This is a genomic window from Frankia umida (genome assembly GCF_023242945.1).
In the GTDB taxonomy this organism is placed as follows: Bacteria; Actinomycetota; Actinomycetes; order Frankiales; family Frankiaceae; genus Frankia; species Frankia umida.
In genome coordinates this window covers 131,781-146,304 of sequence record NZ_JALKFT010000013.1, presented here as the reverse complement: position 1 = coordinate 146,304, position 14,524 = coordinate 131,781, and the positions used below count along the sequence as shown (strand labels likewise).

The 14,524-nt window shown below is 70.8% G+C and carries 16 protein-coding genes; 10 read left to right on the top strand and 6 right to left on the bottom strand.

What is annotated here, in order from left to right; translation table 11 throughout:
* From MXD59_RS14850 to MXD59_RS14840, 3 genes are all read left to right on the top strand, one after another.
* Positions 1 to 528: RNA-guided endonuclease InsQ/TnpB family protein (locus MXD59_RS14850; protein ID WP_248825327.1), on the top strand; the 528-nt coding region annotated here is incomplete at its 5' end.
* Between the two features lie 89 nt (positions 529 to 617).
* On the top strand, positions 618 to 989 hold the full coding sequence (locus MXD59_RS14845) for a YciI family protein (RefSeq protein WP_248825326.1): 372 nt from the start codon (positions 618 to 620) through the stop codon (positions 987 to 989).
* Positions 931 to 1,464: a sigma factor gene (locus tag MXD59_RS14840; RefSeq protein WP_248825325.1), complete on the top strand. Its 534-nt coding sequence runs from the start codon at positions 931 to 933 to the stop codon at positions 1,462 to 1,464. Before MXD59_RS14845 ends, MXD59_RS14840 begins: the two co-directional genes overlap by 59 nt.
* Before the next feature lie 15 nt (positions 1,465 to 1,479).
* Here MXD59_RS14840 and MXD59_RS14835 read toward each other — a convergent pair whose 3' ends face one another.
* Together MXD59_RS14835 and MXD59_RS14830 are read right to left on the bottom strand one after the other, a co-directional pair.
* Complete coding sequence (locus MXD59_RS14835) at positions 1,480 to 1,779, bottom strand: YciI family protein (RefSeq protein WP_248812192.1); 300 nt, start codon at positions 1,777 to 1,779, stop codon at positions 1,480 to 1,482.
* Positions 1,780 to 1,793: 14 nt separating this feature from the next.
* A complete protein-coding gene (locus tag MXD59_RS14830) occupies positions 1,794 to 2,798 on the bottom strand; it encodes a LysR family transcriptional regulator (RefSeq protein WP_248825324.1) in 1,005 nt (334 codons plus the stop codon).
* A 77-nt stretch (positions 2,799 to 2,875) separates the two neighbouring features.
* Between MXD59_RS14830 and MXD59_RS14825 the strand changes: the two genes are divergently transcribed.
* Together MXD59_RS14825 and MXD59_RS14820 are read left to right on the top strand one after the other, a co-directional pair.
* Positions 2,876 to 3,571, top strand: a complete 696-nt coding sequence (locus MXD59_RS14825) for a class I SAM-dependent methyltransferase (protein WP_248825323.1) — start codon at positions 2,876 to 2,878, stop codon at positions 3,569 to 3,571.
* Positions 3,572 to 4,003: 432 nt separating this feature from the next.
* Positions 4,004 to 5,446 carry a plasmid pRiA4b ORF-3 family protein gene (locus MXD59_RS14820; protein ID WP_248825322.1) on the top strand — a complete coding sequence of 481 codons (1,443 nt, stop codon included), beginning with the start codon at positions 4,004 to 4,006 and terminating at the stop codon, positions 5,444 to 5,446.
* 8 nt (positions 5,447 to 5,454) lie between these two features.
* On the opposite strand, the gene MXD59_RS14815 is transcribed toward MXD59_RS14820, so the two are convergent.
* On the bottom strand, positions 5,455 to 5,892 hold the full coding sequence (locus MXD59_RS14815) for a MarR family winged helix-turn-helix transcriptional regulator (protein ID WP_248812188.1): 438 nt from the start codon (positions 5,890 to 5,892) through the stop codon (positions 5,455 to 5,457).
* A gap of 157 nt (positions 5,893 to 6,049) precedes the next feature.
* Between MXD59_RS14815 and MXD59_RS14810 the strand changes: the two genes are divergently transcribed.
* Positions 6,050 to 7,051 carry a DUF6923 family protein gene (locus MXD59_RS14810; RefSeq protein WP_248825321.1) on the top strand — a complete coding sequence of 334 codons (1,002 nt, stop codon included), beginning with the start codon at positions 6,050 to 6,052 and terminating at the stop codon, positions 7,049 to 7,051.
* A 13-nt stretch (positions 7,052 to 7,064) separates the two neighbouring features.
* Here MXD59_RS14810 and MXD59_RS14805 read toward each other — a convergent pair whose 3' ends face one another.
* Positions 7,065 to 7,964, bottom strand: a complete 900-nt coding sequence (locus MXD59_RS14805; protein WP_248825320.1) for a LysR family transcriptional regulator — start codon at positions 7,962 to 7,964, stop codon at positions 7,065 to 7,067.
* Positions 7,965 to 8,118: 154 nt separating this feature from the next.
* Here MXD59_RS14805 and MXD59_RS14800 point away from each other — a divergent pair, with 154 nt between their 5' ends.
* Both MXD59_RS14800 and MXD59_RS14795 read left to right on the top strand, forming a co-directional pair.
* Positions 8,119 to 8,601: a group II truncated hemoglobin gene (locus MXD59_RS14800; protein WP_248812185.1), complete on the top strand. Its 483-nt coding sequence runs from the start codon at positions 8,119 to 8,121 to the stop codon at positions 8,599 to 8,601.
* Between the two features lie 163 nt (positions 8,602 to 8,764).
* Positions 8,765 to 9,124 (top strand): hypothetical protein, encoded by a 360-nt coding sequence (locus MXD59_RS14795; protein ID WP_248812184.1) that lies wholly within the window; start codon positions 8,765 to 8,767, stop codon positions 9,122 to 9,124.
* Here the strand turns inward: MXD59_RS14795 and rph are convergent.
* The gene (gene rph, locus MXD59_RS14790; protein ID WP_248825319.1) at positions 9,121 to 11,772 is read right to left on the bottom strand and encodes a rifamycin-inactivating phosphotransferase; all 2,652 of its coding nucleotides are present in this window, start codon (positions 11,770 to 11,772) and stop codon (positions 9,121 to 9,123) included. The genes MXD59_RS14795 and rph overlap by 4 nt on opposite strands.
* A gap of 116 nt (positions 11,773 to 11,888) precedes the next feature.
* Positions 11,889 to 12,299: a winged helix-turn-helix transcriptional regulator gene (locus MXD59_RS14785; RefSeq protein WP_308301711.1), complete on the bottom strand. Its 411-nt coding sequence runs from the start codon at positions 12,297 to 12,299 to the stop codon at positions 11,889 to 11,891.
* A gap of 97 nt (positions 12,300 to 12,396) precedes the next feature.
* Between MXD59_RS14785 and MXD59_RS14780 the strand changes: the two genes are divergently transcribed.
* Positions 12,397 to 13,056, top strand: a complete 660-nt coding sequence (locus MXD59_RS14780) for an NADPH-dependent F420 reductase (RefSeq protein WP_248825317.1) — start codon at positions 12,397 to 12,399, stop codon at positions 13,054 to 13,056.
* A gap of 159 nt (positions 13,057 to 13,215) precedes the next feature.
* Positions 13,216 to 14,523 carry an SPFH domain-containing protein gene (locus MXD59_RS14775; protein WP_248825316.1) on the top strand — a complete coding sequence of 436 codons (1,308 nt, stop codon included), beginning with the start codon at positions 13,216 to 13,218 and terminating at the stop codon, positions 14,521 to 14,523.
* The last annotated feature ends 1 nt before the right edge of the window (position 14,524 follow it).

Below are 14,524 nucleotides of genomic sequence, written 5' to 3'. Positions count from 1 at the left end.
AACCGTCGCGGGCGGATCCAAGGCCGGATCGCCCGGCTGAAGGCACGGGAAGCCGACCGGCGGAAAGACTGGGTCGAGAAGACCTCGACCGATCTCGCCCGGCGGTTCGACGTGATCCGCGTCGAGGATCTGCGGGTGAAGAACATGACCCGCTCGGCGCGCGGCACGGTCGAGAAACCTGGGAAACAGGTCCGACAGAAAGCCGGCCTGAACCGGGCCATCCTCGCCCACGGCTGGGGACTGCTCGTCCGACGCCTGGAACAGAAAGCCCCCGGCCGGGTCGAGAGGATCCCGGCCGCTTTGACGAGTCAGCGTTGCTCGACCTGCGGGCAGGTGGCGTCCGGGAACCGTGAGAGCCAAGCGGTGTTCCGGTGCGTCGCCTGCGGGCACACGGCCAACGCCGACGTGAACGCGGCTAGGAACATCGCGGCCGGACGGGCCGTGACCGCGCGGGGAGGCACCGGGTCGCCGGAGCCCGCGAACCGCGAACCCCAACACCGCGCACCTCCTCTTCTGACGGGTGTGTAGGAGTTGGAATCTCCCGCCTTCAGGCAGGGGAGGACGTCAACTCGATGTGGGTGTCGCGACCGGCGCGACCCCGGCGGAGGAGGCCAACGATGCGTTACGCGCTGCTGATGCACTACGGAGAGCCCGGCGAAGGGGAGATCAGCGAGGAGACGATCGAGGAGGCGAAGGAGGCCTTCGGCGCCTACGGCCGTGCCCTGGAGTCCGCCGGGGTGCTGCTGTCGGCCGATGTGCTCCAGCCGTCCGCCGCGACGACGACCGCGACCCGTCGGGAGGGCGGCCTGCGGGTGCAGGACGGACCGTTCGCCGAGACGAAGGAGGCCCTGGCCGGGATCTTCCTGCTCGAGGTACCCGATCTGGACGCGGCGATCGGCTGGGCCGAGAAGTGCCCTGGGGCGCAGTGGGATGTGGTCGAGGTGCGCCCGACCGCGACCGCCTTCGTCCAGGGCGGATGGTCGCGCTGACGTCCGGCGACCCGCCGGTGCCGGTGCCGGTGAGAGTGAGAGTGAACCGGGACTGGCGGCCCGCGCCGCGGCCATCGCGGCCCGGGACAGCTACGGCCGGCTGGCCGCCTCCACCGGCGATCTCGCCGCGGCGCAGGACGTGTTGGCCGACGCCTTCGAGCGGGCCCTGCGCACATGGCCGTCGCAGGGAGTGCCGGGTAATCCCAGCGCGTGGCTGCTGACCGTCGCCCGCAACCGGATGCGGGACGAGTGGAAATCCGCCCGGGCGCAGCGGACCGTGCCCCTGGACGCCGACCGGGACTCACGGGCCTACCTCGAGGACATCGACGTCGACGCGATCCCGGACCGGCGGCTTGAACTGATGCTCGTCTGCGCATCCGGCGATCGAACCGGCGGTACGCACCCCGCTGATGCTCAACACGGTGCTCGGATTCACCGCCGGGACCAGCCCAGCGCTGTCGAAAAACGGCAATGATCGCCGTCAGTCTGGTCAGAGCTGGTGTCGGAACGCCTCGAGCTGGGGGCCGGTCGTGGTGGGCAGAAACTCGGTAATGGAGTACGCGGTGACGCCGTGGTATTTGAACGGGTCGCTCTCGATGATCTCCTCGATCGCGGCACGGTCACCTGTCGCGAGGATGATTCCGCCCGTGCGCGGCTCCTTCCGTCCGGACGCCAGGAAAACTCCGGCATCATAGTTGCGCCGCAGGAACTCCCGATGACCGTCCATATGACGGTCGACCTCGGTCAGGTCGGCGGTATACGTAAGATCCAGAACAAAGAGGCTGGCCACCCGGCTGATGATAATCAGCGGTCAGTGCCCGACGGGCCGCCCGGCCCCGGCCCGGTCAGTGCGGCGGTGAGGGCGTCGCGGACGTGGGCGCGCAGCCAGCGATGAGGAGCGTCGGCATCGTTGCGCGGATGCCAGGCGAGGCTGATGGGCAGCGGCGGCAGAGCCAGGTCGAGATCGAGGTCGAGGACGGCGAGGCCCGCGGCGGCGAGGGCGGGCCGGCCGAGGCGACGGGGGGCGATGCCGACCAGGTCGCTCTGGGCGATGACCGTCAGGGCGACCGTGTGGGACGGCACGGCGACGGCGACCGTACGGCGCAGGCCCCGGGCCGCGAGGGCGTCGTCGAGGGGGCCGCGGAAGCGGCCGCGCCGGGAGGCGACGACGTGCCGGGCCGCCGCGACCTGGTCCAGCGAGACCGGACCCGCGGTGAACGGATGGCCAGCGCGGACGATGAGGACGGCGTCATCGGTGCCGAGCGTCTCGGCTCGGATCTCCGGCGCGGTGGAGTCGATCTCGCCGATCTCGAGGTCGGCCGTGCCGTCGCGCAGCGGATCGGCGACCGGGGTCGGTTCGGGCAGGAAGCGCACCCGCACGGCGGGGGCCGCGGTGGCGAGCCGGCCGAGCAGGTCGGGGCCGATGGCGGCGATGAGCATGTCGCTGCTGAGGATGGTGAACGTCCGGTCGAGGTCGGCGGGGTCGGGCATGCCGACCGGTGCGAACACACCGTGGGCGCGGCGGACCAGGTCGGCGACCTCCGCCTGGATCTCCAGGGCGCGCGGGGTCGCGACCATGGTGTGGCCGGAGCGGACGAGGATCTGGTCGCCGGTGGTGCGACGGATCCGGCCGAGGGCACGGCTGGTCGCCGGTTCGGTCAGGTGCAGGCGGCGGGCGGCACCGCTGACACTGCGCTCGGTGAGCAGCGCGTCGAGGGCGACGAGCAGGTTGAGGTCGATGCCGGACAGCGGCCGTGCCCCACCTGCCGCCGGGGAGGACGGGGACGCCGGCGCATCAGAACTATGCATGCCGCGCATCTTTTCAGTGCTTCACCTGCATTTGAAGACAGATCGTCCGCTGCCTAGGCTTTGACCAGCATCTCGCTGTGACACCACCGCTCCCGAAAGGTGCCTTCACCATGCCCGCGACACTGCTGGATGACGCCACCCGCACCGTGCTTGACCGCCTGTTCACGGCGGCAGCCCAGGAAGGTCCCTCCCTGCTGGCGCTGCGCGACCGGTTCAGCGGTGAGATCGACGTGTCCCTGGCCGCGACGGTGGCCGAGGCCGCCGCAGAGATCTACATGCCCGTCGCCCCGGAGGTCGGACGGCTGCTCTACCTGCTCACCCGGGCGCGGGGCGCCGCGCTCGTGGTCGAGTTCGGCACGTCCTTCGGGATCTCCACGATCCACCTGGCCGCGGCGGTCCGTGACAACGGCGGCGGCCGGGTCATCACGACCGAGCTGGCGGCGACGAAGGCGGCGGCGGCTCGCGCGAACCTGGCCGAGGCGGGCCTGGCGGACCTCGTCGACCTACGGGTCGGCGACGCCCTCGAGACCCTGCGGGATCTGCCCGGGCCGATCGACCTGCTGCTGCTGGACGGCTGGAACCAGCTCTACCTGCCGCTGCTGCGCGTGCTCGAGCCCCACCTCGCACCCGGCGCCCTGGTCGTCGCCGACGACGTGACGCTGTTCGCGCAGGAGACCCACGGCTATCTCGAGTACGTCCACGACCCCGCGAACGGTTATCTCGGCCTGCCCGTCCCCATCGACGACGGCCTCGACCTCGCCATCCGGCTGTAGCCGAAAGCCAAGGCCTTGGGCGCGGTGTCGGCGCCCGCGCGGGCCCAACCTCCTCGATCGCCGGCGGCTGCCGGATCGAAGCCGAGTCGCCACGGAGGAATTCATGCTGGGCAGCAAAGAGCAGGCCTGATGTCATCGCAACCTCGGCGCGGATGTTCGACCGTGGGCCACGGAAGCGACGGAACCCCCACGACGACGTCCAGAGGGTGAAAAGACAGGCGGGGCACCCGAATGCGGCGTTCGGGGCCGGTCGACGATCTGCGCATGAGTCCGACAAGCCGCGGCCGCAGGCGCCGCAAGGGAAACCACGGAAATCCGGGTCGGCGGTCCACCCCCCGCGGGTTCGGATCGCGGCCCCACTCGCCCGGCACCCATCCGCTCTGCCTCTGCCCACGGTGCGCCAACGACGACGTACCCGGGGCGGGGCCCATCGTGAGTGGGCTGCTCAGCACGGGCGCATGGCTGCGTGAACGCACCGATCCCCTGGACGCGGAGGCCGCCGGCTCCGTGATCGCGGCACGCTACCGACGACCCGACGGGCAGCCCACGAGGCTGTTCGTCGACGAGGTGCTACCCCGCGTCACCGCTGCCGCCAACACCGAGGCGCTCGCGATCCTGCTGGCGATCGGCGCGGCGACACCGGAGTCGACGGGCGAGGCGGCCCGCACAAGTGCCACGGTCCTCGCCGCCGCGGGGGTTCCCGCACCGTCCTGGGCCGACGAACTGGCCGAACCGATCACCGCCACCGGCTTTCGGCTGCTTCGCAGGACGACCGGGCTCGCCGCCGGGAAGACCGCCGTCCTCTGCGGTGAGTTCGTGCGGGCCGGCCGCCGGCACATCCTCGCCGTCAGGCTCAACCCCCTGAGATGCGGTGAGGCCGCCGGCATCGTCACCCTGCGCACCGACCTCGGCCTCGACCGGGCGATCGCCCAGGTCCAGGCCGGTGCCACGAGGGACGCGGCCGGTCTCGGTGGGAAGGAGCTGGACGCGGCCGAGTTCCGCTGGGAGGTCAGCGAAGCGCTGGCCATCCGGGCGGCGCACGAGGCCGCGGACCTGCTGCTCGGCTTTCGACCCAGCAGCGATCCGCACGGTCAGGACGTGCCCGGATACCACGCCACGGCGCTGCTGCTCACCGGTCGGCTCCAGGCGCTACCGACCCTTCGGCACCAGCCACCCAGGCCGCACACGGCGGCCTGCGACGAACTGATCCGTATCGTGGCGCGCCGATCCCCCACGCGCCACCCCGGGCCGCTGCCCGCGAGATGGGCGCGGCAGGAAGGCCCGGCGCCGCTCTACCAGATCACGGTGAACATGCGCGGGGCACGGCAGCCGATCTGGCGCCGGTTGGAGGTCCCCGCGGACCTCTCCCTGGCGAGGCTGCACGCCGTCATCCAGGCGGCGTTCGGCTGGCAGGAGTCCGAGCTGCACGAGTTCGAGACGCCGTTCGGCACGTTCACCGCGCCCGACCCCGATGGTCCGGACCCGGACTTCCCCGGCCCCGCGCCCGACTGGCCCGATACCCGGACCGTCTCCCTGGGCCAGGTCCTGACCGGGGTCGGCAGCCAGATCGTCGGTGTGTACCTGCTCGAGAACGAGTGGGAGCTCGACATCGAGCTGGCGAAGATCAGCGGTCGCACGACCGGCGCGAGTGATCCGCGATGCCTCGACGGACAGCGGGCGGCGCCGCCGGAAGGCTGTCAGAGCTGGGACGTCTACGAGGAGTTCCTGCGGATCCTCGAGGGCGAGGACGCCGACCCCGACTCCGAGGAGTCCTACGAGCGGCTGACGGAGATCGGCCTGGCGGAGGCGACCGATTTCGACCCGCGATGGTTCGACCTCGAGGCCGTGAACGCCGACCTGTCCCGCCTGCGCTAGCCGCGCGGTCAGGGGTGGGCGAGCCGGGCGGTGAAGTCGGCTATGACGGCGAGCTGCTCGTCGTCATAGCGCCCGAGCAGCTCGTGCAGGGCCTGGCCGTACCCCTCGTACAGCGGACCCATGTCGTGGCGCACCTTCTCCTCGACCCGGGACACCACGACCCTGCGACGGTCGTCGGACGAGCGGTCCCGCCGGGCGTAGCCGGCTCGTTCCAGCCGATCGACCACACCGGTGACGGTGCCGGACGTCAGGCCGCTCAGTTCCGCCAGCCGGCCGGGTGTCAGAGGCCCGTGCACCTGCAGCAGGGTGAGGAACTGGGCGTCGCTCGGGCCGAGACCGACCTTCTCGGCGACCTCGTGACTGTGCAGGATCGCCCCCGCGATCATGCGCACCACCGAGTCGAAGATCCGCACCTGGACCGCGCCGCGCGGCGGATCGTCCGGCATGTCCCCAACCCCCTTGTATCTCGCCTATCCGAGATATATGTTTTCACAAGACACTTTGACAGCCGAGATAGTTCGGCCCGCGAGGTGCGGTCCATCATCCCGGCCGACAGTGCCGCGGGCGGACGCACCTCCCCGGATCCTGGAGACGAAGACCCCGATGAGAAGACGGCTCCGCACACTCGGCGCCTTGGTCACGCTGAGTGCCTCCCTGCTCGCTTGTGGCACAACCACGGCCACCGCGGCCACCCCGACCAGCCCGACCAGCGCCGCGACGTGGGTGGTGTCCAACCCGCGCATCGTCGCGCGTTTCGACGTCAACACGGGGCAGTCGCCCGAGGGCATCGCGCTGGAGCCGACCGGATCGGCACTGATCTCGCTGGCCAACGCGAGTGCGGTCGTGCGGGTGCGCCGCGACGGACGGGTGGAGCCGGTCGGCCAGCTACCCAGAAGCGGTGCCTGCCCGATCCTCGGGGGCTCCTACAGTTCCGGTATCGCCCGCGGGCCCGACGGCACGGTCTACGTCCTCAACTGCACGGGCAACGCCGACTCCGGAGTGTGGCGGATTCGGCGCGGCGGCGCGCCGGAACAGATCGCCCGCCTGCCCGTGCAGGCGTTTCCCAACGGCCTCGCCCTGGACGAGCGAACCGGCGATCTCTACGCCGCGGACTCCGCCCTCGGCGTGGTCTGGAAGGTACCCACGACCGGCGGCACGCCCAGGGTCTGGGCCAGCGGCCCCGAGCTGACCCGCGACGCGTTGTTCGGCGCCAACGGAATCACCGTCCATCGAGGCCAGGTGTGGGTCAGCAACACCGATCGGGGCACGATCATGCGGATTCCGATCGGTGCCGGCGGTGCGGCCGGACCGATCCGGACGATGGTCAGTGGGCTGACCGGTGGGGTGGACAACTTCACCGTCTTCGGGCCGGACGACACGATTCTCGCCCCGCTGATCGCGACGAACGAGATCGTCCTGATCCGCCCGGGCCAGCAGCCACGGGTGGTGCTGACCGCCGCCGACGGCCTGTCCAACCCCACCCATGTCCAGCTGCGCGGCGACACCGTCTACGTCTCCAACAGCGCCTTCTTCACCCGCGTCGACCCGAATCTGCTGGTCGCCCACCTCGACCGGCGCGCGCCGGCGACACGAACAGCCGCATAGCCACCGGGCGGACTCAGCGTTCCGGCTGGGCGGCGGTGAGGGTCGTGGCGAGGTCGAGGAAGTCACGGGCTGGGCTGGGCAGCGGGACGTTCGCGTTCCAGGCGATGGCGACGTCGGCCGCCGGGATGTCCGTGACCTCGACGAACGTCAGGCCGGGCCAGCGCTGCGCGCGGGCGATCGAGGCGGGTACCAGACCGACCGCCTGGCCGGAGCGGGCCGCCTCGAGCAGATCGTCGAGGGTATGGCCCTGTGCGCCGAGCCGCGCCGGTCTGCCGCGTCGCTCGTTCACCCGCCAGAACGCGCACCAGATGGGATCGGAACCGACGATGTCGATCCAGGGCAGGTCTGCGATCTCCACGAACTCGATGTGCCGCCTGGTTGCCAGGGGATGGCCGGTGTGGAGGGCGACGAACCGCGGTTCGGAGGCCACCACGACCAGGTCCAGACCCGTGCTGGTGAACGGAGGGCGCACGATCGCGATGTCGCTGTGGTGGGTGCGCAGGCCACCGGTCGGATCCTCGAGGCCGTAGTGCTTCGTCGTGACGCGGACGCCGGGATGCCGCTCGGCGTGGGCGTGCAGCAGCCTGGGCGTGATGTCGACGGCCGCGGTGGCGGCCAGCCCGATCCGCAGGCTGGGGCCGGAGCCGGCGTTGAGTTCGTGCGCGGCGTCCACGCACCGCTGCGCGACGGCCACAAGGTCACGGGCGTAGGGCAGCCAGGCCGATCCGCGCTCGGTCAGCGCCACCGCCCGGGGGGCCCGCTCGAACAGGTCGAACCCGACATGCGATTCGAGCCGTGCGATCGCGCTGCTCAACGACTGCTGGGCCACGTTGAGGCGCCGGGCCGCCCGGGTGAAGTTCAGTTCCTCGGCGACCGCCAGGAAGTAGGCGAGCTGCCGAAGGTCGAACCGCACGGCGGCGAACGGCGGTACGGTCGGTGCCGTCGATCGACCGACAGCGGCTGTGGGGCCACCGAAAACTTCTGTTTCCCCTGCGGTGGACATCGCCCTAGCGTTGCACGCCGGGGATGCGTGCACGACGCGTCCAGGTGAGGGGATCCCGACGACCATGGCCGAGTCGCTGTACGAGCACGCCGGTGGTGCGAGCGCCCTGCACCGACTCGAGGAGCTGTTCTACGAACGCGCGCTCGCCGATCCGGTCCTGAGCAGGCTTTTCCCTGAGCGGGTGGCGACCCATGTCGACCGGCTGACCTCGTTCACCGGGGAGTCGTTCGGCGGCCCCGACGACTTCAGTCGCGAGACCGGCTTTCAGTACCTGATCGACGTGCACCGTCATCTCCAGATCACCGACGAGCAGCGCGACCGGTTCGTCGAAACGTACCTGCGGGCGCTCGACGAGGCCGGCCTGCCCGACGACGCCCCGTTCCGCACCGCGGTGCGCGAGCACATCGAGTTCGGCGCGCAGGTCGCCCAGCAGAACTCCTGGGCCGAGACCGACGCCGACCTGCACCCGATCCGCGAGGTGCCCCACTGGGAGTGGACCCCGGACGGCCCGCCCGAGCACGGACCAGACTCGATCCGTGTCCGTTGAGATGTTCAACCTGCCAGAGCTACTTCGGAAGCTTCCGTCACCATGCCCCGGTGACGCCGACCCTCGGCTCCGCGAGCTCTACGAAGCCGATCAGGCTGACCGCCAGGGGCGGGAGCTGCCACCCGAGGCGGTCGATCGGGACTCGGAACACCAGCGCACCGTCATGAGTCTGCTGGCAGACGGCCAGGTCCGGACCGCCCCCGATTTCTACCATGCGGCGATGGTCTTTCAGCACGGCAGCCTTCCGGAGCACAATCACCTGAGTTTCGAACTGGCTTGCCGAGCCGCGGACGCCGGCTGTCGGGATGCCCGTTGGCTCGCGGCCGCCGCGCTGGACCGTTGGCTCACCCGAAAAGGCCTGCCGCAGAGGTTCGGCACCCAGTACTTCAGGGAGGGGGCCGAATGGGAGTTCTACCCGGTCGACCCCGCTACCACCGACGAGGAACGCCTCGCCTGGGATGTCCCGCCACTCGCCCTCGCCCATGAGCGGCTCGTCGCCATGAACGAGGAACTCCGCGCCTAGTCGGTCAGGTCCGCGGAAGGTGCGGGCGGCGGATCCGCGGGCAGTAGTTCGACGTAGCCGTCGGCTCCGTGGACGCGGATGCGCTGCCCGTCGGAGATACGTCGGGTGGCCTCGACCACGCCGACGACCGCCGGTAGCCCGTACTCCCGGGCGATCACCGAGCCGTGGGTCATCAGCCCGCCGACCTCCGTCACCAGGCCCGCGGCGGCGACGAACAGAGGCGTCCAGCTGGGGTCGGTGTGGGCGGTGACGAGAATGTCGCCCGGCTCCAGCACCGCCTGGGCCAGGTCCAGGATGACGCGGGCGCGCCCTTCCACCGTTCCGGTGCTGACCGGCAGGCCGATCAGCGCGCCGGGCGGTGTGTCGTCGCGTCGATGCGCCCCGGCGACGCACTCCCCCTCGGAGGTGAGCACCCGGGGTGGGGTGAGCCCCTGATACGACCTGAACGCCTCCCTGCGTCGGAGGATGAGCTGGTCGTCCACGTGGTTCGTGCGCACGACGTCGTACAGCTCCTCGAACGTGAGGTAGAAGATGTCCGCCGGCTCGCGCAGTACGTGGGCCTTCTCGAGCCGTCCGGCCTCGGCCAGCAGGGCCCGCTTGTACACGAAGTAGCGGCTGATCATGCCGTACTTCGGATACTCCCGGTATCCGATGAAGGTCCGGACCCGGTCGATCATCCGCTTGGTCTCCGCGGCTCGGCGCTGCCCGTCCGGCCCGACTCGTAGGCGCGCCAGCAGGTCCTGCTCCTTGCGTTCGGCCTCGGCGCGGCCCTGGTCGAAACGCCGCCGGCTCTCACCCGGTTCGACGTTGCGGACGTGGCCGAGGAGCACGGGCAGCAGGGCGGCGGGATTCTCGTTCCACCGCGGCCGGGTGATGTCGATCTCGCCGGCGCAGCGCATTCCGTACCGGTCAAGCCAGGCCGTGAAAGCGTCGTGTGTCTCCCGTCCGCCCGCGAGCCCGGGTAGTTCGGCCAGAAAACCGCCGCCCGTGAAACCCTCGTCCGCGACGCGACGCAGGAACGCCACCACGTCGGGGTGCGCACGGATCACGTCGGCGACGTCGAGCAGCGCCAGTCCCATCTCCGAGGTGACATTGTGGGGCACGGACTTCGTGAGCGTGTCCGCCGCGTTCTTCTCACCCAGCCAGGCGGCCAGCCGCTCGTTGAGCCACCACGTGGCGTCCATCGCCGACATGAACACCTGATGGCTACGCCGATCGAACAGGATGCGCCGCAACTCCTGGAGGTCGGTCCGGATGAAGTCGAGCAGCGCCACCCCGGACCTGGTCCGGATCTCACGTTCCACGGCGGCGATGGACGCCTCGCTGCTCGCGATCAGCTCGGTGACGATGGCCGCGTCGGTCTCGATCGGCGCTGGTGGGCCGCCGGCCAGCGGCGTGGGCGCAGCACCGTCCGGCCGTGACCGGATGAAACCGTCCCGGTCAAGGACGGTCCGCAGCGCGTCGCGGGTCAGCGGATCGGATCTGCCCATCAGCTCCAGCAGGTTGGCGCGGTCGGTCGGCGCGGCCACTCTCGCGGTGACATCGACGAACAGCCGGCCACCGGCCTCGGCCATGGGCGCGGGGGTCGTCAACTGCCAGAAGGAAAGCCCCAGCGGTTTCATGGGATCGGTCATCATCTGCTGATGACCGACGGAGACATACACATGGTTCTCCCCGTCGCTGACCCGCGGGACGGGGAAGAGCGTCGTGATCGGCCGACTCTGCACAATCCGGAAATCGCCGTCCACCAGGCACCATTCGATGTCCTGGGGACACCCGAAGTGCGTTTCGATCCGCCGGCCGAGCCGCACGAGTTCCAGCACCTGCGTGTCCGTCAGCGCGGGTTGTTCCTGGTGCTCCGGGTCGATCTCCTGGTCCCGCGTCCCGCCCCCTGGCAGGGCGTACACCGCGCGCCGCTTGACGGAGATGGTCCTGGTGCTGATCTCGCCATCGCGCACCGTGAGGACATCCGGGTTCACCAGCCCGGAGACCACGGCCTCACCGAGGCCGAAACTGGCCTCCACCGAGGCGACCTTCCGGTTGGACGTGACGGGGTCGGCGGTGAACAGCACGCCGGCCGCTCGCGGGAGGACCATCCGCTGCACGAGCACGGCCATCGCGACCTGGCGGTGATCGATACCGTGGTGCTGGCGGTAGGTCACGGCCCGCTCGGTGAACAGCGAGGCCCAGGCCCGGCTGATGTGCGCGAGGAGCGCCGCGGCTCCCACGACGTTCAGGTACGTGTCCTGCTGGCCGGCGAAGGAGGCCGTCGGCAGGTCCTCGGCTGTCGCGCTGGAGCGCACCGCGTAGCCGGCCCGCTCACCGAGCCCCGCGTGCGCTCGTGTGATCGCTGACGCCAGATCGGCCGGGATGGCGGTGCCTTCGATGGTGCGGCGCAGCCGCGCGCTGAGCGAACCGATCGCCACCCGGTCGTCCGGGTTCGCGTGCGACAGCCGGTCGAGCAGATCCGCGGTCGCGGGCGTCGCCGAAAGGATCCGCCGAAAGGCGTTCGTCGTCACGCAGAAACCGGCCGGCACGTGCACGCCCTCGATCCGCGACAGCGCGCCCACCCGCGCGCCCTTACCGCCCACGAGCGCCAGCTGACCCTCGTCGACCTCGTGCAGCCCCACCACGTTCTGATCGCTCACCGCGTCCCCTACCGGTCGACATCGACACGCGCATCGCGCCCATGGCCCCGTCTGATCGTGGCCCGGCCGACGATTGTGCGGCACGACCCGGGTCTTGCGACAAGCCCCTTAGCCTGCTATATGTTAGAGGTGGCAGGGAGTGCGTTCTCCTGTGCTTCCTGTGCTTCCTGATCTTCCTGTGCTTTCAGCAGCGCGTCGCCGTGTTCGAGAATCCATTCGCCGAGCACCCGCATCGGACCGTTCACGAGACTGCACCCCAACGGGGTCAGCGCGTACTCGACCCGCGGCGGCGCCTGGACGAAGGCATGTCGCCCCACCAGGCCTCGAGCGCACAGTCGGCGCAGCGTCTCCGTCAGGACCTTGTCGCTCAGACCACCGATGGCCGCCCGCAGTTCGCGGCGTCGCCGGGGGCCCGCACGCAGCGCGGCCAGCACCACCGGGTCCCAGGTGTGGGCGAACAACTCCGCCACCGCCCGAAGGCGACAATCGGCGACCAGTTCCTCGCAGTGACGTTCGTGCTCGTTCATCCCTGCCATCGTCGCAGGTCTCGCACGCACCGATTGGTGCGTATCGGCCTGCCTACCGTGGGCCGCGAAGAATCAGCACGCGGCGAAAGGAACACCGATGCGCATTGGAATTCTGGGGACGGGCACCCTGGCCGCCGCCCTCGGCCAGGGTTGGGCGCGACACGGGCACGAACTGGTCATCGGCGGACGTTCACGTACCAAGGCAGACGCGCTCGCCGCACGGCTGGGCGAGGCGGCCCGTGCCGGCACCCCGCGGGAGGCCGTCACCGGCCGCGATGCGGTACTGCTCGCCGTGTCATGGGCCGGCATCGAGGACGTTCTTCGGGCCGCCGGCGCGGGCGAGGGCACGCTCGCGGGAACGCCGTTGATAGATCCGACGAACGCCGTGGAGCACGGCGTCGGCCTGCTGCTGCCCGAACCGGGAAGCTCGGCGGCCAGCCGGATCGCCGCGGCCGCGCCCGGCGCACAGGTCGTGAAGGCATTTCATCTGTTTGCCGCTGACCAGTGGACACGCTCTCCCAGCAGCGATCCCGGGGCGACGACTCCGACCGTGGCGATCTGCGGCGACGACGCGTCCGCGTTGTCGGTCGTCAGCGATCTCATCCGGGATGTCGGGGGAAGAGCGGCCGCGCTGGGGGGTCTGGACCGCGCCCGTCAGCTCGAGGAAACCGCGGGTTTCGTCATCGGGCTGGCGTTCGCGGGCTTTGATCCCGCCTCGGCCGTTCCGCACGTCCCGACGGGGGCCGTGTCCGCCTGACGGAGAACCGTGGCGGGTTCAGCCGGGTTCACTGGTCCGCGGTCAGCGACCAGCCGACCGCCCTGGCCGCGGCGGCCGCCGTCGGGCCCGGCGGGCCACCCTCGACCCGATCGAGGCGCTCCCGCGACGGTCGTACCGTCGTCGTAGGCTCCGTCCTGGTTGGAACGGCAGCCTGGCTGGACGGTGGCCTGGCTGGACGGTGGCCTGGCTGGACGGTGGCCTGGCTGGAACGGCAGCCTGGACGGCGCCGGCCGATGCGGCCGACGGATCATGGGTGTCCGGTGGGGTGACGGGGAGGCGACGGTACGGGTGGGGATCTTCGACCGAATCCGCGGCGAGTTCATCGACATCATCGAGTGGACCGATGACAGCCGCGACACGATCGTCTGGCGCTTCCCGCGCTACGAGAACGAGATCAAGATGGGCGCCAAGCTCACCGTGCGGGAGTCCCAGGCGGCGGTGTTCGTCAACGAGGGCCAGGTCGCCGACTCCTTCACCCCCGGCATGTACACCCTCAAGACCCAGAACATGCCGATCCTGTCCACCCTCAAGGGCTGGAAGTACGGCTTCGACTCGCCGTTCAAGGCCGAGGTGTACTTCGTCAGCACCCGGCAGTTCACCGAGCTGAAGTGGGGCACGCAGAACCCGGTCATCGTCCGGGACCGTGAGTTCGGGATGGTCCGGCTGCGCGCGTTCGGCGCGTTCGCGATGCGGGTGGTCGACCCGCCCGCGCTGTTGCGCGAACTCGCCGGCACCGACCCGCAGTTCCGCACCGAGGAGGTCGCCGAGTACCTGCGCCAGCTCATCGTCGGCCGGCTCGGGACGGCGCTGGCGACAGCGGGCGTGCCGATGCTCGACCTCGCCACCCAGCAGGGCACGATCGGGGACGCGCTGGCCGCGGCGCTGACCAGGGAGCTGGCCCCGGTGGGCCTGGCGATCCCGACGTTCGTCATCGAGAACATCTCGCTGCCGCCCGAGGTCGAGGCGGCGATCGACCGGCGCAGCCAGATGGGCATCGTCGGCAACCTCGACCAGTACACCCAGTTCCAGACCGCGCAGGCCATCGAGGCCGCCGCCCGCAACCAGGGCGGGGCCGGCGAGGGCCTCGGCATCGGCCTCGGGATGGCACTGGGCCAGCGCGCCGCGGGGGCGACCGGCGGTGCCGGTCCCGCCGGCGGGCAGCCACCGGCCGCACCCCAGCCGCAGGGGCAGCCACCCGCTCCCCCTGCCGGGCCGCCCGGGCCACCACCGCTGCCGACCGCCGAGCAGTGGTTCGTCGGTGTGAACGGCCAGCAGCTCGGCCCGTTCGACCGCGCCCAGCTCGCTGCCCGGGTCGCCGGCGGCGAGGTCCGGCCCGACACCCTGGTGTGGAAGGCCGGCATGGCGCAGTGGGCACCGGCGGGCCAGGTCGCCGAGGTGGCGCCGCTGCTGGCCAACGTCCCACCGCCGCTGCCCCCGCGGAGCTGAC